Annotated in this window: 16 protein-coding genes; 12 read left to right on the forward strand and 4 right to left on the reverse strand. The window is 63.8% G+C overall.

Annotation, left to right across the window (positions count from 1 at the left end):
• The first annotated feature begins 980 nt into the window (after positions 1 to 980).
• The 11 genes from FQ705_RS29340 to pyrF all read left to right on the forward strand — a co-directional run bounded on the left by FQ705_RS29340 (position 981) and on the right by pyrF (position 12,474).
• A complete protein-coding gene (locus tag FQ705_RS29340; RefSeq protein WP_144147655.1) occupies positions 981 to 1,982 on the forward strand; it encodes an IclR family transcriptional regulator in 1,002 nt (333 codons plus the stop codon).
• The gene (locus FQ705_RS29345) at positions 1,979 to 3,034 is read left to right on the forward strand and encodes a 2-dehydro-3-deoxygalactonokinase (protein WP_144147658.1); all 1,056 of its coding nucleotides are present in this window, start codon (positions 1,979 to 1,981) and stop codon (positions 3,032 to 3,034) included. The genes FQ705_RS29340 and FQ705_RS29345 overlap by 4 nt, the downstream gene beginning before the upstream one ends.
• Positions 3,035 to 3,067: 33 nt before the next feature.
• Entirely contained in the window at positions 3,068 to 3,748 is a 681-nt protein-coding gene (locus FQ705_RS29350) for a 2-dehydro-3-deoxy-6-phosphogalactonate aldolase (protein ID WP_144147661.1), read from the forward strand.
• Positions 3,745 to 4,521, forward strand: a complete 777-nt coding sequence (locus tag FQ705_RS29355; protein WP_144147664.1) for an SDR family oxidoreductase — start codon at positions 3,745 to 3,747, stop codon at positions 4,519 to 4,521. The genes FQ705_RS29350 and FQ705_RS29355 overlap by 4 nt, the downstream gene beginning before the upstream one ends.
• Before the next feature lie 222 nt (positions 4,522 to 4,743).
• On the forward strand, positions 4,744 to 5,742 hold the full coding sequence (locus FQ705_RS29360) for an arabinose ABC transporter substrate-binding protein (RefSeq protein ID WP_144147667.1): 999 nt from the start codon (positions 4,744 to 4,746) through the stop codon (positions 5,740 to 5,742).
• Positions 5,743 to 5,955: 213 nt separating this feature from the next.
• Complete coding sequence (araG, locus tag FQ705_RS29365; RefSeq protein ID WP_144147670.1) at positions 5,956 to 7,494, forward strand: L-arabinose ABC transporter ATP-binding protein AraG; 1,539 nt, start codon at positions 5,956 to 5,958, stop codon at positions 7,492 to 7,494.
• Between the two features lie 54 nt (positions 7,495 to 7,548).
• A complete protein-coding gene (araH, locus tag FQ705_RS29370) occupies positions 7,549 to 8,565 on the forward strand; it encodes an L-arabinose ABC transporter permease AraH (RefSeq protein ID WP_144147672.1) in 1,017 nt (338 codons plus the stop codon).
• Between the two features lie 50 nt (positions 8,566 to 8,615).
• Positions 8,616 to 9,416, forward strand: a complete 801-nt coding sequence (locus tag FQ705_RS29375; RefSeq protein ID WP_144147675.1) for an SDR family NAD(P)-dependent oxidoreductase — start codon at positions 8,616 to 8,618, stop codon at positions 9,414 to 9,416.
• The gene (locus tag FQ705_RS29380; protein WP_144147677.1) at positions 9,413 to 10,315 is read left to right on the forward strand and encodes an SMP-30/gluconolactonase/LRE family protein; all 903 of its coding nucleotides are present in this window, start codon (positions 9,413 to 9,415) and stop codon (positions 10,313 to 10,315) included. The genes FQ705_RS29375 and FQ705_RS29380 overlap by 4 nt, the downstream gene beginning before the upstream one ends.
• A gap of 202 nt (positions 10,316 to 10,517) precedes the next feature.
• Positions 10,518 to 11,579, forward strand: coding sequence for an aldose 1-epimerase (locus tag FQ705_RS29385; RefSeq protein WP_144147680.1), 1,062 nt, complete (start codon positions 10,518 to 10,520; stop codon positions 11,577 to 11,579).
• Positions 11,580 to 11,658: 79 nt separating this feature from the next.
• Complete coding sequence (gene pyrF / locus FQ705_RS29390) at positions 11,659 to 12,474, forward strand: orotidine-5'-phosphate decarboxylase (protein ID WP_144147682.1); 816 nt, start codon at positions 11,659 to 11,661, stop codon at positions 12,472 to 12,474.
• A 94-nt stretch (positions 12,475 to 12,568) separates the two neighbouring features.
• Here the strand turns inward: pyrF and FQ705_RS29395 are convergent, their stop codons facing one another.
• The 4 genes from FQ705_RS29395 to thiL all read right to left on the reverse strand — a co-directional run bounded on the left by FQ705_RS29395 (position 12,569) and on the right by thiL (position 15,272).
• Positions 12,569 to 13,111 (reverse strand): cupin domain-containing protein, encoded by a 543-nt coding sequence (locus FQ705_RS29395; RefSeq protein WP_144147685.1) that lies wholly within the window; start codon positions 13,109 to 13,111, stop codon positions 12,569 to 12,571.
• A 24-nt stretch (positions 13,112 to 13,135) separates the two neighbouring features.
• Entirely contained in the window at positions 13,136 to 13,636 is a 501-nt protein-coding gene (locus FQ705_RS29400) for a CinA family protein (protein ID WP_144147688.1), read from the reverse strand.
• Positions 13,637 to 13,702: 66 nt separating this feature from the next.
• The gene (locus FQ705_RS29405) at positions 13,703 to 14,284 is read right to left on the reverse strand and encodes a phosphatidylglycerophosphatase A (RefSeq protein WP_186308066.1); all 582 of its coding nucleotides are present in this window, start codon (positions 14,282 to 14,284) and stop codon (positions 13,703 to 13,705) included.
• Complete coding sequence (gene thiL / locus FQ705_RS29410) at positions 14,274 to 15,272, reverse strand: thiamine-phosphate kinase (protein WP_144147691.1); 999 nt, start codon at positions 15,270 to 15,272, stop codon at positions 14,274 to 14,276. Before thiL ends, FQ705_RS29405 begins: the two co-directional genes overlap by 11 nt.
• Before the next feature lie 207 nt (positions 15,273 to 15,479).
• Between thiL and FQ705_RS29415 the strand changes: the two genes are divergently transcribed.
• The gene (locus FQ705_RS29415) at positions 15,480 to 17,819 is read left to right on the forward strand and encodes an NADP-dependent malic enzyme (protein WP_144147694.1); all 2,340 of its coding nucleotides are present in this window, start codon (positions 15,480 to 15,482) and stop codon (positions 17,817 to 17,819) included.
• Positions 17,820 to 18,025 lie beyond the last annotated feature (206 nt).

Raw genomic sequence — 18,025 nt, forward strand, 5'->3', positions numbered from 1 at the left:
ACAAATTCCAGACGTAGGTTCACGGTATCTCTCGGGTTCCATGACATGGCCAGCTCCGGAAAAAACGTTTCCGAAGTGTTACCCATGTCCCGATACACCTGTTACCTATGTCCCAGTTCCATACACCGCCGCAAAGAAAGTAAGCAAAGAAAGCGGGCTCACACCGCCAGCCCATAAGCGGGTCCCCCGCACAGCCACGATAGTGGCTCATCTGGAATCCGTGCCCTCGCGCACTCCGCGCTCGTGGCACAGCAGTCATTCTTCCGGCGGCGCTGCGCGCGCCCCCCCGCCAGTTCTCAAACAGTCGGTTGTCCGGCGTCTCGCCGAGGCGAAGCCGACGTCCCCACATGCAAAACTCAACCGCTGTTTTTCGACCGACCGCTCCGCCGCGCGTAGCGCGAGGCGGGATGGATGACGGCTTTGTCACCGACGTCGAATGTGCGAGAACACGGATTCCAGATGCACCACTGTCTCTTCCGAGCCAGGGGGCCCGCTTCCTGGCTGGCGGTGTGAGCCCGCTTTCTTTGCTTACTTTCTTTGCGGCGGCAAAGAAAGTGAGTGCCCCCCCGCACAGGGGGAACGCTAATGGACCACCGTGACCTCAAGGAAAGGCCAAAGCCTGCCTGCAACCACCCATCTGCACCCGCATCAACAAAAAATCCCATTATATGAATCCAGCACTCACATATTGGAGATTTACAAAAAACCACCCTACAATCCAACCCAACACGCAACGCGTCTCAGAAAAAAGCCCCAACAAAGGCCACCCTGAAGACCCCAAAGCGACAGCAAGAAAAAAACCGGAGACAAGCCAAACCATGCCAGAAGCCCAACGGCAGCAAGCCCGCGCCACCGCGAGCACCCGCACGAGCGACGGCCAAAGCCAACGCCAAGGCAAGCAAAGCCAACGCCCGAGCCAGCAAGGCCCCCTCTCCGGCCCCGCGCTGTAAGCGCAAAAAACCACCGAACAGCGAATCGCCATGAACAAAGCGATGCCTACTCACGCCGCGAGCGCGTCCGAAGCCGACCTGACGTCGGCCGCCGACCACGCCAACGGTGCCGCCCCGCGCCCAGCGGCCGCATCGACTGCATCGATCGCATCCAAGGCATCTAAAGCGCCGCGCGTCAGCGCCCAGCCCGCCATGCCCGATGGAATCGCCGTCCCCAGCACGCTGCTCGACATCACCCCGCAGCAGGCCGGCACGCAAACGCTCCTGCGCGGTCTGGCGATCCTCGAGGCGGCCGCCGCCGGCGTGCGCGATCTGCGCACCTTCGGCGCCGCGCTCGGCACGACCCGCAGCACCACGCATCGCCTGGTCAGCAGCCTCGTCCAGGCGCGCTATCTGCGCCAGGTTCAGGGCGGCTATCTGCTCGGCCCGAAGCTGATCGAACTCGGCACCATCGCGCTTGAGCAGATGCCACTCACCGCGGTCGCGCGTCAGCACCTCGAATCGCTTGCCGAGCAGACCCTCGATACGATTCACCTCGGCGTGCGCGATGGTGACGACGTCCTCTACATCGACAAGATCCCCGGTACACGTGGCCTCGAAATGCGTTCGCGCGTCGGCCACCGCATGCCGCTGGCGTCGACGGGAATCGGCAAGGCGATGATGCTCGACCTCACGCCGGATGTCTGGCAATCGCTGTTCGACGCGTCGCGTCGCGCGCTCGCCGGTGTCACCTTCAAACCGGACAACCGCCCGGACGCGCAGACCTTCATGCAGCGCATGACCAACTACGCCGCCGGCGGCTACACCTTCGACCTCGAAGAAAACGAGGCTTCGATCCGTTGCGTCGCGGCGCCCGTGCGCGATGCGTCGGGCGCGGTGGTCGCGGCGCTGTCGGTGGCGAGCACGATTCCCTATATGTCCCTCGAGCGCATGGATGAACTGATTCCGATCGTGCAGCGCGAAGCGCGCGCGATCTCGGAAGAATTGGGCTGGCGCGCCCCTCAACCCGCAACCCGCAGGATCAAACGATGACGCAAGCGGGTTCTCCCACTTCGGCCAGCAGCCAGTTCGCAGCAGGCGCAGCCGAAGCCCATTCCGCGCAAGCGGCATTGATCGCGCTCGACTGGGGCACGACCTCGCTGCGTGCCTACCTGTTCGACGCAGACGGCCAGGTGCTGGACACGCGCGCTTCGACGGCGGGCATCATGAATTTGCCGCGCCCCGCCGACCAGGGCGGTTTCGACGCGGCTTTCGAAGAGACGTGCGGCGCGTGGCTGAACGACACACCCGGCTTGCCAGTGATCGCAGCCGGCATGGTCGGCAGCGCGCAAGGCTGGATCGAAGCCCCTTACGTCGATGCCCCGGCGAATGCCGATGCGCTGGTCGCCGGCATCGTCCGTGTCGACACGGCGAGCGGCGTGACGCTGCACATCGTGCCGGGGGTCCTGCAACGCGGCGACCTGCCCAACGTGATGCGCGGTGAAGAGACGCAGATTTTCGGCGCGCTCGGCGAAGACGTGACTGCAGCGGACAGCGGCAAGCGCGCGCTGATCGGCTTGCCCGGCACGCACGCCAAATGGGCGGCGGTGCAAGCGGGACGCATCGAGCGTTTTCATACCTTCATGACCGGCGAGGTATTCGCGGCATTGCGCGAACACACGATTCTCGGTCGCACGATGATCACGCCGGATCGTCCGGATGGCGAAGCCTTCCTGCGGGGCGTGAAGATCGCGCGAGATAGAGGCCAGGCCGGCGTGCTCGCCACCATCTTCAGTTCGCGCACGCTCGGCCTGACCGGCCAACTGACGCGCGAGCAGCAGCCCGATTATCTGTCCGGTCTGCTGATCGGCCATGAACTGGCGGGCCTCGAAGCCGTGCTCGCGCAACAGCAGAACTCGCTTGCCGGACAGAGCCTGCGCCTGATCGGCAATGAAGCGCTGTGCGAGCGTTACCGCGTCGCGCTCGCGCAATTCGGCTGCACCCAGGCGGAACTGGTCAAGCACGCCACCGAACGCGGTCTTTGGCGCGTCGCCTCGCAGGCGGGGCTCGTCAATCCGGCCGCACAAGCGGCCCGCGCGGGCTAACCGGCGCCGCCGCTCACGAAACAAGGAACCGACATGCAACCTCACATCAATCTGCCCGCACCGTATATGCCGCACGCTGGTCTGATCGCAGCGTTCGAGGCGTGTCCGCTGATCGCCATCATGCGCGGCGTCACGCCGGCTGACGCGGCCGACCATGGCCAGGCGTTGTACGAAGCCGGCTTTCGCATCATCGAAGTGCCGCTGAATTCGCCGCAACCGTTCGATAGCATCACCGCGATCCGCAAGGCTTTGCCGGGCGACGCGCTGGTCGGCGCGGGCACGGTGCTGCATGCGAGCTTCGTGAATGAAGTGAAGTCGGCCGGCGGCGAGCTGATCGTGATGCCGCACAGCGACCCGGAAGTCATTGCCGCTGCCAAAGCGCTGGGCATGGCCTGCGCGCCTGGCGTCGCGACGCCGACGGAAGCCTTCATCGCGTTGAAGAACGGCGCCGACGTGCTGAAGATGTTCCCCGCCGAGCAACTCGGTTGCCAGGTGGTGAAAGCATGGCGCGCGGTGATCGCGGCGCAGGTGCCGCTCGTCCCGGTCGGCGGCATCACGCCGGACAACATGGGACCTTTCCTGAGCGCGGGCGCGAACGGCTTCGGCTTGGGTTCGGCGCTGTACAAGCCGGGTCAGAGCGCAGCCGTCACGGCGTCGCACGCGAAGGCGTACGTCAACGGTTTGCGTATCGCGCGCGCAGGTGCGAAGAAATGAATCGGCTCGCCGGCAAAGCGGCCTTGATCACGGGCGCCGGGCGCGGCATCGGCGCCGCGATCGCGCTGGCGTTCGCACGCGAAGGCGCGGCGGTCGTGCTGGCGGAGCTGGACATCGACACCGCGCAGCAGACAGCGGAGCGCATCGAGTCGCAAACCGGCGCGCGCGTGCTGGCGGTGCGCACGGACGTGACGCAGTCGGCGTCGGTGCAGCAGGCGGTGAGCGAAGCGCACCAGGCGTTCGGCACGCTCGACGTGCTGGTGAACAACGCCGGCATCAACGTGTTCTGCGATCCGCTGACCATGAGCGACGACGACTGGCGGCGCTGCTTCGCGGTCGATCTCGACGGCGTGTGGAACGGTTGTCGCGCGGTGTTGCCGGGCATGGTCGAACGTGGCGCGGGCAGCATCATCAATATCGCGTCGACGCATTCGTTCAAGATCATTCCGGGCTGTTTCCCGTACCCGGTGGCCAAGCACGGTGTGATCGGCCTGACGCGCGCGCTCGGCATCGAATACGCGCCGCGCAATGTGCGCGTCAACGCGATCGCGCCGGGTTATATCGAAACGCAGCTGACGCACGACTGGTGGAACGAACAGGCCGATCCAGCCGCCGCGCAGCAGGCGACGCTGGATCTGCAGCCGATGAAACGCATCGGTCGGCCGGAAGAAGTGGCGATGACGGCGGTGTTTCTGGCTTCAGACGAGGCCCCGTTCATCAACGCGAGTTGCATCACCGTGGATGGCGGCCGCTCGGCGTTGTACCACGACTGAAAACACAGTGAACGCAACGCCAGGCGACACGGCGAGCAGCGAAAGTAGCAAAAGAACCGCAGCAAAAGAACCGCAGCAAAAAAGCCGCGAACGAGCAGCAAAAAAGCAGCAAGCAAAGCAGCAAAGTTTTACCGGACGACGCGCTGGCCGCGTGTGTCACACCCGGTACAAGAAGACGCGGCCGATACCTTCTCGTTATCAATTAGTCAGGAGACACGCATCATGAAACGTAGAATTTTCCTCACGCTGGCAGCAGCGGCGACGGGTGTGCTCTTCAACGCACCGGTCGCTCAAGCCGCCGACCCGGTCAAGATCGGCTTCCTCGTGAAGCAGCCGGAAGAACCGTGGTTCCAGGACGAATGGAAGTTCGCCGAAATGGCCGCCAAGGAAAAGGGCTTTACGCTGGTGAAAATCGGCGCACCGTCCGGCGAGAAGGTGATGAGCGCAATCGACAACCTGTCGGCACAGAAGGCGCAAGGCTTCGTGATCTGCACGCCCGACGTCAAGCTCGGACCGGGCATCGTCGCGAAGGCGAAGGCCGACGGCCTGAAGATGATGACGGTCGACGACCGTCTGGTCGACGGTTCGGGCAAGCCGATCGCTTCGGTGCCGCATATGGGCATCTCGGCGTACAACATCGGCAAGCAGGTTGGCGATGGCCTGGCAGCGGAAATCAAGAAGCGCGGCTGGGACATGAAGGATGTCGGCGCGATCGACGTGACCTACGAACAGTTGCCGACGGCGCATGACCGCACCAGCGGCGCCACCGACGCACTGGTTGCAGCCGGCTTCCCGAAGGCGAACATCGTGATGGCGCCGCAAGCGAAGACCGACACGGAAAACGCCTTCAACGCCGCCAACATCGCGCTGACGAAGAACCCGCAGTACAAGCACTGGGTCGCTTACGCGCTGAACGACGAAGGCGTGCTCGGCGCAGTGCGCGCAGCGGAAGGCCGCGGCTTCAAGGCGGACAACATGATCGGTATCGGCATTGGCGGTTCGGAATCGGCGATGAACGAGTTCAAGAAGCCGACCCCGACGGGCTTCTACGGCACGGTCATCATCAGCCCGAAGCGCCATGGCGAAGAAACCTCGACGCTGATGTACGACTGGATCACGCAAGGCAAGGAACCGCCGATGCTCACGCTGACGACCGGCATGCTGGCCACGCGTGACAACGTCGCTGACGTGCGCGAAAAGATGGGCCTCGCGTCGAAGTAAGACGGTGTAGTAGCGCAGTACCCATGCAGTGAACTGCCGGTGCGTCGTTTCTCCAAGGATTGGGCGCGCCGGCAGCAGTAGTACAGGATGAGTAGTTGAGACAAGCCATGCCTTTTGCCCTCGAAGAATGACGAGACGCGCTGGGGCAGGGCTCACATGAATGGGACTTGAGTCAGCGTTAAAACGCCAGCTCAGGTCGACATAGGAGGCGAAGTGTCAGCGACGCTACGTTTTGACAATATCGGCAAAGTCTTTCCAGGCGTGCGCGCGCTCGACGGTGTGTCCTTCGACGTCAACGTCGGCCAGGTGCACGGCCTGATGGGCGAAAACGGCGCGGGGAAATCGACCCTGCTGAAGATTCTCGGCGGTGAATATCAGCCCGACTCGGGCCGCGTAATGATCGACGGTAACGAAGTGCGCTTCACGAGCGCCGCGTCGTCGATTGCGGCCGGGATCGCGGTGATTCACCAGGAACTGCAATACGTGCCCGATCTGACGGTCACGGAAAACCTGCTGCTCGGCCAGTTGCCCAACTCGCTGGGCTGGGTCAACAAGCGCGAGGCCAAGCGCTTCGTGCACGAACGTCTCGAAGCGATGGGCGTCTCGCTCGATCCGAACGCAAAGCTGCGCAAGCTCTCGATCGCGCAACGGCAGATGGTCGAAATCTGCAAGGCGCTGATGCGCAACGCGCGCGTGATCGCACTCGACGAACCGACCAGCTCGCTGTCGCACAGCGAGACGGAAGTGCTGTTCAAGCTGGTGCGCGATCTGCGCGCCGACAACCGCGCGATGATCTACATCTCGCACCGCATGGACGAGATTTACGAACTGTGCGACGCCTGCACGATCTTCCGCGACGGCCGCAAGATCGCCTCGCATCCGACGCTCGAAGGCGTGTCGCGCGACACCATCGTCAGCGAGATGGTGGGGCGTGAGATTTCGGATATCTACAACTATTCGGCGCGGCCGCTCGGTGACGTGCGCTTCTCGGCGAAAGCGATCGAAGGCCATGCGCTCGCGCAACCGGCCAGCTTCGAAGTACGGCGCGGCGAGATTCTCGGCTTCTTCGGTCTGGTCGGTGCGGGCCGCAGCGAATTGATGCACCTGGTGTACGGCGCCGATCGACGCAAGGGCGGCGAGTTGATGCTGGACGGCAAGCCGATCAAGGTGCGCAGCGCGGGCGAAGCGATCCGCCACGGCATCGTGCTGTGCCCGGAAGACCGCAAGGAAGAGGGCATCGTCGCGATGGCGAGCGTGTCGGAGAACATCAACATCAGTTGCCGCCGTCACTATCTGCGCGCGGGGATGTTCCTCGATCGCAAGAAGGAAGCGGAAACCGCCGACCGTTTCATCAAGCTGTTGAAGATCAAGACGCCGAACCGTCGCCAGAAGATTCGCTTCCTCTCGGGCGGCAATCAGCAGAAGGCGATTTTGTCGCGCTGGTTGGCGGAGCCGGATCTGAAAGTGGTGATTCTCGACGAGCCGACTCGCGGGATCGACGTCGGCGCGAAACATGAAATCTATAACGTGATCTATCAGCTTGCCGAACGCGGCTGCGCGATCGTGATGATTTCGTCGGAGTTGCCGGAAGTGCTCGGCGTGTCCGACCGGATTGTCGTGATGCGCCAGGGCCGGATTTCCGGCGAGCTGGCGCGTAAGGATGCATCGGAACAATCGGTGTTGAGCCTCGCACTGCCGCAAAGCTCGACCGCCTTGCCCGGAACGGAAACCGCTGCCCAACAGGCGGCCTGAACATCATTCGGACACCAGTCCGGCAACCCGTGGGGAACGGGAGGAGTATTCAACATGCAAGCTAGAGAAAACCTCGCGCAACAGGCCGCCAAAGGCGCCGCCGATGCGTTGATTCCGCAGTCCAACGACAAGACGAAGTGGTGGCAACAGATCACGGAGTACAGCCTGATCGTGATCTTCGTCGTGATGTTCGTCACGATGTCGCTGACTGTCGACCACTTCTTCTCGATCGAGAACATGCTTGGCCTCGCGCTGTCGATCTCGCAGATCGGCATGGTCTCGTGCACGATGATGTTCTGCCTCGCCTCGCGCGACTTCGACTTGTCGGTCGGCTCGACGGTCGCGTTCGCCGGCGTGCTGTGCGCAATGGTGCTCAACGCCACGGGTAACACCTTCATCGCCATCATCGCGGCGGTGGCGGCGGGCAGCGTGATTGGTTTCATCAACGGCGCGGTGATCGCGTATCTGCGCATCAACGCGCTGATCACGACGCTGGCGACGATGGAAATCGTTCGCGGCTTCGGCTTTATCGTCTCGCACGGTCAAGCGGTGGGCGTGTCGTCGGATACGTTTATCGCGCTGGGCGGCTTGAGCTTCTTCGGCGTGTCGCTGCCGATCTGGGTCACGCTGCTGTGCTTCATCGTGTTTGGTGTGATGCTCAACAAGACCGTGTACGGCCGCAATACGCTGGCGATCGGCGGCAATCCGGAAGCGTCGCGTCTGGCCGGTATCAACGTGGAACGCACGCGGGTCTACATCTTCCTGGTTCAGGGCGCCGTGACCGCGCTGGCCGGGGTGATTCTGGCCTCGCGTATCACCTCGGGTCAGCCGAATGCCGCGGAAGGTTTCGAGCTGAACGTGATTTCGGCGTGCGTGCTTGGCGGTGTGTCGCTGCTCGGCGGACGCGCGACGATTTCCGGCGTCGTGATCGGTGTGCTGATCATGGGCACGGTCGAGAACGTGATGAACCTGATGAACATCGACGCGTTCTATCAGTACCTCGTGCGTGGCGCGATCCTGCTCGCCGCCGTGCTGCTCGACCAGTTGAAGAACCGCGGTTCGCGCGACTAACCCGCGCGTAACGCCGCGCTTTACTCACCCGCTTTAAAAGGAATCGAACGATGTCGTCTCCGGCCAATGCAAACGCCCGTCTCGCGGATACCGCGTTCGCGCGCTATCCGAGTCTCGTCGACCGCACGGTCCTGATCACGGGCGGCGCGACCGGCATCGGCGCATCGTTCGTCGAGCATTTCGCGGCGCAAGGCGCGCGTGTCGCGTTCTTCGATATCGACGCGAGCGCCGGTGAAGCGCTCGCCGACGAACTCGGCGATTCGAAGCACAAGCCGCTTTTTCTGACGTGCGATCTGACCGACGTCGACGCGTTGCAAAAAGCCATCGCCGACGTGAAGGCCGCACTCGGCCCGATCCAGGTGCTGGTGAACAACGCGGCGAACGACAAGCGTCACACGATTGGCGAAGTGACGCGCGAATCGTTCGATGCGGGCATCGCCGTGAACATCCGTCATCAATTCTTCGCTGCGCAAGCGGTGATGGAAGACATGAAGGCGGCGCACAGCGGCTCGATCATCAACCTCGGCTCGATTAGCTGGATGCTGAAAAACGGCGGCTATCCGGTCTACGTGATGTCGAAGTCGGCGGTGCAAGGTTTGACGAACGGGCTCGCGCGCGACCTCGGGCACTTCAACATCCGCGTGAATACGCTGGTGCCGGGCTGGGTGATGACGGACAAGCAGAAGCGTTTGTGGCTCGACGACGCGGGCCGTCGTTCGATCAAGGAAGGGCAGTGCATCGACGCGGAGCTGGAACCCGCCGACCTCGCCCGCATGGCACTGTTTCTCGCCGCCGACGACAGCAGGATGATCACCGCCCAGGACATCATCGTCGACGGAGGCTGGGCGTGAGTGCGAGTCCGCGCGCGCAACATGCGGCGCTACTGCTCGATACGAAATGCACGCTCGGCGAAGGCGCGACCTGGTGCGCGGCGACAGGCCGCTTCTACTGGACCGATATCCAGAACGCGCGGTTGTGGCGTTATGGCCCGAGCGACGGGCGCAGCACGTTCTGGCGCATGCCCGAGCGGCTTGCCACCTTCGCATTGTGTGCGAATCCGCATTACCTGTTGCTCGGCCTCGCCACGCATCTCGCGTTTTTCGACCTGGCCACTGGTGAGATCCGGCGGATCGTCGACGTCGAACCCGGTATGAATACGCGCGTGAACGACGGTCGTTGTGACCGTCAAGGTCGCTTCGTATTCGGGACCAAGGACGAAAGCTCACCGGTGAAGCCGGTCGGCGGGTTTTATCGTCTGAATCATGATTTGTCGCTGGAGCGTTTGCCGCTGCCGGCGCCGGCTATTTCGAACAGCATCGCGTTCAGTCCCGATGGCGCGACGATGTACTACTGCGATTCGCCGACCCGCGACATCCGCGTGTGTGACTACCGGCCCGACGGCAGCATCGCCAACGACCGCCTGTTCACGACGCTGACAGATGCAACGGGCGAGCCCGACGGCTCGACCGTCGACCGTGACGGCGGGCTGTGGAACGCGCAATGGGGCGGCCGACGCGTGGTGCGGTATGGCCCCGATGGCGTGGAAACGGCGCGTGTCGAGGTGCCGACCGCACAGCCCAGCTGCGTCGCATTCGGCGGCGCGCAATTGGGGACGCTGTACATCACCAGCGCGCGCACCGACCTCGACGCGGCCGCGCTCGCCGACGATACGCGCGCGGGCGGCGTGTTCATCGCCACGCCGGGATACCGTGGTTTGCCCGAACCCGTGTTCCAAGGCGCGCCCGTATAGCGCAGAATGACGCAGCCCCGTTCTCCGTGCAGCGGAGAACGGCGGCGACTCCGAACGTGAATCAGCAGGTGATGTCGCAATTCCAGTGGCAGCAGATCGGCAGCATGCAGTTCGGACCCAGAGGCGGCCATGTCAAGAAAGTCGCCCTACAGCACCCGTCAGTAATGACGGCAACGTCCCAAGCCTCTCGATGGAGCCAGATATGACTGTTGCGAATCTCGTTTCCGCCTCTCCCCAAACTTCACAGAGCCGACGCTCGCGACTTGCGGCGGCGGCCAATCCGGTGCTGCCGGGCCCGAGCACGTCGGCGGTGGCGGTCGGCGAAACCAGCGGCGGCGACGTCGCGTGTATCACGCTGGCCAACACGCAATTGCGCCTCGACGTCGCGCCGACGCTCGGCGGCGGCGTCACCCGTTTCGACTACCGCAACGACGGCGCGCTCACGCCGATCTTCCGCCGCTGCCGTCATGTCGCGGCCGACACGCAACCGAACCAGCTCGCTTGTTATCCCTTGTTGCCGTATTCGAATCGGATTGGCGGCGGCCATTTCAATGTATCGGGACGGCGTGTCGACGTACCGTGCAATCGCGCCGACGAACCGCTGCCGATTCACGGCGACGGCTGGCAATCCGCCTGGCAGGTGGCCGACTCGGACCGTGAAAACGTGCGCCTGACGCTCGACCGGCGCGATGGCAAACCGTACGCCTATCGCGCGACGCAAACCTATACGCTGGACGGCCCCACGCTCGTCGTCGCGCTCGACATCGAGAACACGGGCCGCGAAGCGCTGCCTTTCGGCTTGGGCGTGCATCCGTTTTTCGTGCGCGATGCCGACACTGAACTCTCGGCTGCCGCCGGCGGCCTGTGGCTTTCCGGTGACGACTGGCTGCCGGTGCGTCATGTGCCGGCGCCGCCGGCGTGGCAATTCGGCGTGGCGTATCCGTTGCCGGACACCCTCGTCAATCACGCTTTTACCGGCTGGAGCGGGCAGGCGGCGGTAGTGTGGCCGAAGCGCCGCCTGTCGCTGAATATCGCCGCGGACACCGATTACTACGTGCTGTACACGCCGCCTGGTGAAGACTTCTTCTGCTTCGAACCGGTGGATCATCCGATCAACGCGATGAATCTGGCCGGCGGCGCGGGCGAAAACGGCATGACCTTGCTGGGGCGCGGCGAGCGCCTGACGCGCACCTTCCGCTTCACCGTCGAGCGCACCGGTTTGCGTTCGATGCCGGGCGCGCGCGGTTCGAAGCGGCGCCAGTAGCGAGGCTGGCGCGGCCTGTCGTGCAGGACGGGTAAAATACGCGCCACTTTCCGATTACCGGCTCGCCGCGAGACCCACCATGTCCAATTTCATCCAGACACTCAACGACGCCTGGCAGCGCACCAACTCGCTGCTGTGCGTCGGCCTCGACCCCGAGCCCAGCAAATTCCCGGGCGCGCTCGCGGGCCGTCCCGAAGCGATTTTCGATTTTTGCCGCACCATCGTCGACGCGACCGCGCCGTACGCGTCGTCGTTCAAGCCGCAGATCGCCTACTTCGCGGCGCACCGCGCGGAAGATCAGCTGGAGCAGTTGATCGCGCACATTCACGCGCATCATCCGGGGCTGCCGGTGATTCTGGATGCGAAGCGCGGCGACATCGGCAGTACCGCCGAGCAATACGCACGCGAGGCGTTCGAGCGCTACCAGGCCGATTCGGTGACGGTGAATCCGTATATGGGTTTCGATTCGATCCAGCCGTATCTGGAGCACGAAGGTAAGGGCGTGATCGTGCTGTGCCGTACGTCGAATCCGGGTGGCTCGGATCTGCAGTTCCTGGAAACCGCTGGGCGTCCGTTGTATCAGGTCGTCGCGCAACTGGCGGCGGATAAGTGGAATGCGAGCGGCCAACTGGCGTTGGTGGTCGGCGCGACGTTCCCGAAGGAAATCGAAGCGGTGCGGGGGATCGTCGGCGATATGCCGTTGCTGATTCCGGGCATCGGCGCGCAAGGCGGCGACGTACAGGCGACCGTCAACGCGGGTCGTACCGCGAATGGTACGGGTATGTTGATCAACTCGTCGCGCGCGATCATCTACGCAGGTAAGGATGATGATTTCGCGGAAGCCGCGGCGAAGGCCGCGATGGAAACGCGAGACCGGATCAACGCGTTTCGCTGAGGATTGGCGGCTGTCGATCAGCCGCGTAGTGATGAGCGGCCGGAGCGGGCCTGTCGAGCCGCAGCCAGGTTAGCCGGCAGGGCCCAGAGCCAGGCTAGCCAGCAGGGCCCAACCGCGTGATGAACGCCGCATGCAGCGGATGTTGCGCCTCCAGCGCACCGACATCCGCTAATTCAAACTCGCTGAATTCGAAGCCCGGTGCGACGGTGCAGCCTACCAGCGCAAACGTCGCCGGATCGGCGCACTCCGCTGCAAACCACCAACCCGCCGGCACTACCGCTTGAAAGACCGCGTCGGGATGCGTCAGCGCATTGCCCAGCTTGTGCGTGATCAGCGTCCCGCTTTCGTCGAGCACATGCACGTTCAGCGGTTCGCCTGCGTAAAAATGCCAGACCTCGTCGGACTGGATTCGGTGCCATGCCGAATGCGCGCCATCGCACAGCAGGTAATAGATCGCCGTCGATGCCGAACGCGTTTGCGCTAAGCCATCGGCGCGCGTGACACGCTGTTCCGACCGGTACGTCTCGTTGAAAAATCCGCCTTCGGGATGCGGCTTCAGATCGAAGCGGCGGATCAGTTCGTCCCGGGCTGCGGTCGCGGTTCCGCTTGATGTTGAAGTAACGAGCGAATCAGGCATCGGCGTGCGGCCCTCGAATGGAAATCAGTGTTCACGCTCATCGAGCAGGGCGAGCACGCCGCGCAACGCGTGCGCCGCCGCCTGCGCGCGGATTTTCTCGCGATCGCCCTTGAATACCTTCGTTTCGACCGACGTATGCAACCGGTTGCTCCAGCCGAACGACACCATGCCGACCGGTTTCGTTTCGGTGCCGCCGCCCGGACCGGCGACGCCGGTGATCGACAGCGACACCTGCGCGCGGCTGTTGCGCAGCGCGCCTTCGGCCATCGCACGCGCCACCTGTTCGCTGACCGCGCCGTGCTTCTCGATCAGATCGGCCGGCACGCCGATCATCTCGCTCTTTGCCTGATTCGAATACGTGACGAAGCCGCGTTCGAACCAGCCGCTGCTGCCGGAGATATCGGTGATCGCGGTGGCCACCATGCCGCCCGTGCAGGACTCGGCGGTGACGAGCATCAGACGTTCGTCGCGCAGGCGGTTGCTCACGCGAATCGCGAGCTGATGAACCACGGTATCGGTAGGCATGGCGTCAATCCGGAAAACGGTGGCCGGCAGGGAAGTCCCGGCGGCGCGGCGGCCACCGGGCAGCGATTAAACCGACATGCGCCAGAGCGCAATGACGAGCAGCGTGAAAAACGCGGCGACCAGGTCATCGAACATGATGCCAAAGCCACCTTTCAGACGGCGGTCGAAATAACCGATGGGCGGCGGTTTCACCATGTCGAAGAAGCGGAACACGATGAACGCCCAAAACTGGCCGGTCAGCGTGACCGGCGTGACCATCACCAGCACGAGCCAGAATGCGACGATTTCGTCCCACACGACCGGCGAGGGATCGTCGGTGCCGAGTTTCTTCGCGGTAAAGCCGCAAATCGCAATGCCGCCGACAAAGCCCACGGCGATCAGCAAGCCCCATTCGATCACGGTCAGATACCGGCTCAGCACCGCGAACGACGCCCACGCGAACAGCGTGCCCATGGTGCCGGGCGCAACCGGCGACAAGCCGCTGCCGAAACCCAGCGACAGAATGTGCAGCGGATGCGACAGCATGAAACGCGCGGTTGCGCGGCGCGGCTGGGAGCGTGGTGGGCGCGGATCGGGGGCTTGTGGCGCCAGGGGCGGCTCGCCGCGGATGAGATCGTCGGCCGGGCCGAGCGGAGGATCAGTCTGCATGGAAGTGGTCGAAGCCTTGCAACGTCAGGATGAGCGGCGCGCCGGCGGCGTCGCGCCAGCCGATCGCCGGGCGGTCGGCCGCCGTTTGAAGTGCGCTTATTGTACCGATGCGGGTGACCGGTACATTCACCTCGCGACCGGCTTTTTCGACGGCGGCGCGGGCCGTGGCGGGCGCTGTGAAGCAGAGCTCGTAGTCGTCGCCGCCGGCCAGCGTGCAGCGTTGCTGAATGTCGGGCGACAGACGGCGTAACGCGGCGGAACGTGGAATCGCGTCGATATCGACAGTGGCTTGCATCGTCGAGCGCTCGAGAATGTGCAGCAGGTCGCCGGCGAGGCCGTCCGACAGATCGAGCGCCGCGTGGGCGATGCCGCGCAGCGCGAGTCCGAGCGCTACACGCGGTTCCGGCCGTTCGAGGGCGCGGCGAAACGTCGCAGTGTCGGCGGCATCGGCCGACCACTCGGCGCGCTGGAGGCCAAGGCCCGCGCGTGCATCGCCGAGCGTGCCGGAAATCCAGATATCGTCGCCTGGCTGGGCGGCGTCGCGCCGCAACGCCGCGCGCGGCGGCACGCTGCCGAATACCGTAATGCACAGATTCAACGGGCCGCCCGTCGTATCGCCGCCGATCAGCTCGCATCCATGGCGCTCGGCCAGCGCGAAAAGTCCGTTGCTGAAGGCGGCAAGCCAGGCTTCGTCGGCTTTGGGCAGGGAGAAGGCCAGCGTGAATGCCTGCGGCTGGGCGCCCATTGCAGCGAGGTCCGACAGGTTGACCGCGAGCGCCTTATGACCCAGCGCTTCAGGATCGACATCCGCGAAGAAGTGGCGGCCTTCTACCAGCATATCCGTCGATATCGCCAGCATTTCGCCCGCTCGCGGCGCGAGCAATGCGCAATCGTCACCGATGCCGAGCGCGCCGTTTGCGGCATCGGAGGATTGCGCCGACGCGCGGCGGGCAAAGAAGCGGTCGATCAGCGAGAACTCGGAGAGCATGGTGGCGATGGGTCAGCGGATAAGTGCCGCGAACTGCGGCTAACGGCGCGCATTGTACAAAGTTGCCGGCGGCACTTTCCTCGATCCGCCAATGATCCGGTTTCGGGCCGCGTACGCGCCGAAGCACGTCCCGTCAGCCTTTCACTCTGTTTCAGTCGCGGCAGTTGTACCCGTATTGAAGGAATAAGGTCAGCAATTGGGGCTACAATGCCGTCGAACATCTATTCTAATCCGCACTTCGAAGCCCGCCTTATGTCGACTCCCGTCAATAGCAAACTCCGCGAAGCCGCCCTCGATTATCACGAGTTCCCCACCCCGGGGAAAATCGCGATCGCTCCCACCAAGCAGATGATCAACCAGCGCGACCTCGCGTTGGCGTACTCGCCTGGCGTTGCGTTCGCGTGTGAGGAAATCGTCGAAAACCCGCTCAACGCCGCGCGTTTCACCGCTCGCAGCAACCTGGTGGGCGTGGTCACGAACGGCACCGCGGTGCTGGGTCTGGGCAACATCGGGCCGCTCGCCTCGAAGCCGGTCATGGAAGGCAAGGCCGTCCTGTTCAAGAAGTTCGCCGGCATCGACGTGTTCGATATCGAGTTGAACGAGTCCGATCCGCACAAGCTGGTCGAGGTGATCTGCGCGCTCGAACCGACTTTTGGCGGCATCAACCTGGAAGACATCAAGGCGCCGGATTGCTTCATCGTCGAACGCGAATGCCGCAAGCGCATGAAGATTCCGGTGTTCCACGACGACCAGCACGGCACGGCCATCGTCGTCGCAGCGGCGATCACCAATGGTCTGAAAGTGGTCGGCAAGGACATCAAGAACGTCAAGCTGGTGTCGTCGGGGGCGGGCGCTGCGGCGCTGGCCTGTCTGGACCTGCTGGTCGACATCGGCCTGCCGCTTGAAAACATCACCGTGACCGATCTGGCCGGCGTGGTCTACAAAGGCCGCGTCGAACTGATGGACCCGGACAAGGAGCGCTTCGCGCGTGAAACCGATGCTCGCACGCTCGCTGAAGCGATCGGTGGTGCGGATATTTTCCTGGGTCTGTCGGCTGGCGGGGTGCTCAAGCAGGACATGGTCAAGCAGATGGCCGACAAGCCGCTGATTCTCGCGCTTGCCAATCCGACGCCGGAAATCCTGCCGGAACTGGCGCTGGAAGTGCGTCCGGACGCCGTGTTGTGCACGGGCCGCACCGACTATCCGAACCAGGTGAACAACGTGCTGGTGTTCCCGTTCCTGTTCCGCGGCGCGCTGGATGCGGGCGCGACGACGGTCACGCGGGAAATGGAAATCGCGGCGGTCAACGCGATCGCCGAACTGGCGCGCCAGGAACAGAGCGACATCGTCGCTACGGCGTATGGCATTCAGGATCTGTCGTTCGGTCCGGAATACCTGATTCCGAAGCCGTTCGACCCGCGTTTGATCGTCAAGGTCGCGCCGGCCGTGGCGAAGGCCGCGATGGATTCGGGCGTCGCCGAGCGTCCGATCGAAGACATGGACGCGTACGAACAGCATCTGCAGCAGTTCGTGTATCACAGCGGCACGACCATGAAGCCGATCTTCCAGGTGGCGCGTAGCATCGAGCCGGAAAAGAAGCGCATCGTGTTCGCGGAAGGCGAAGAAGAGCGCGTGCTGCGCGCGATGCAGATCATCGTCGACGAAAAGCTGGCCAAGCCGATCCTGATCGGCCGTCCGGCCGTGATCGAACAGCGCATTGCGCGTTACGGTCTGCGTCTGGTCTCGGGGCAGGACTACACGGTCGTGAACACCGACCACGACGAGCGCTACCGCGATTTCTGGCAGGAATACTACAAGATGATGTCCCGCAAGGGCATCACGCCGCAAATGGCGAAGCTGGAGATGCGCCGCCGCACCACGCTGATCGGCGCGATGCTGGTGAAGAAGGGCGAAGCCGACGGCATGATCTGCGGCACGGTCAGCACCACGCATCGCCACCTGCACTTCATCGATCAGGTGATCGGCAAGAAGGCAGGCTGCAACGTCTACGCGGCGATGAATGGCCTCGTGTTGCCGAATCGCCAGATTTTCCTGGTCGACACGCACGTGAACGTCGATCCGACGCCGGAGCAGCTGGCCGAAATTACGATCATGGCGGCGGAAGAAGTGCGCCGTTTCGGCATCGAGCCGAAGGTCGCCTTGCTGTCGCACTCGAACTTCGGTTCGAGCAACGCGCCGACGGCGCAGAAGATGCGCGACACGCTGGAACTGCTGCGTCAGCGCGCGCCGGATCTGCAAGTCGACGGCGAAATGCACGGCGACGTCGCACTCGACGCGAATCTGCGCCGCGAAGTGCTGCCCGACTCGACGCTCGAAGGCGATGCGAACCTGCTGGTCCTGCCGAACATCGACGCGGCCAACATCTCGTACAACCTGCTGAAGACCGCTGCGGGCAACAACATCGCGATCGGCCCGATGCTGCTTGGCGCAGCTCAGCCGGTGCACGTGCTGACTGCGTCGGCGACGGTGCGCCGGATCGTCAACATGACCGCCCTGCTGGTGGCGGACGTGATCGCCGCCCGCTAAAGCCCGCTTCGGGTGACGTGCGGCGGCGCATCGAGCGTGCGCCGGGCGAAAAAAAAGGCGTGCCCGCAACGGGCACGCCTGCGGGTGGACAGGGGATTGCCACCCTAAAGATTGCATCGGCACGCACTCTACTTTCAAGACTTCAGCGACCTCACGCCCGTGCGCTTGTTTGGTCTTTCGTAAGCTTGATTGGGATAATTTTAGCT

Origin of the sequence: Paraburkholderia sp. BCC1884, assembly GCF_900996225.1 — a bacterium.
Classification (GTDB): Bacteria; Pseudomonadota; Gammaproteobacteria; order Burkholderiales; family Burkholderiaceae; genus Paraburkholderia.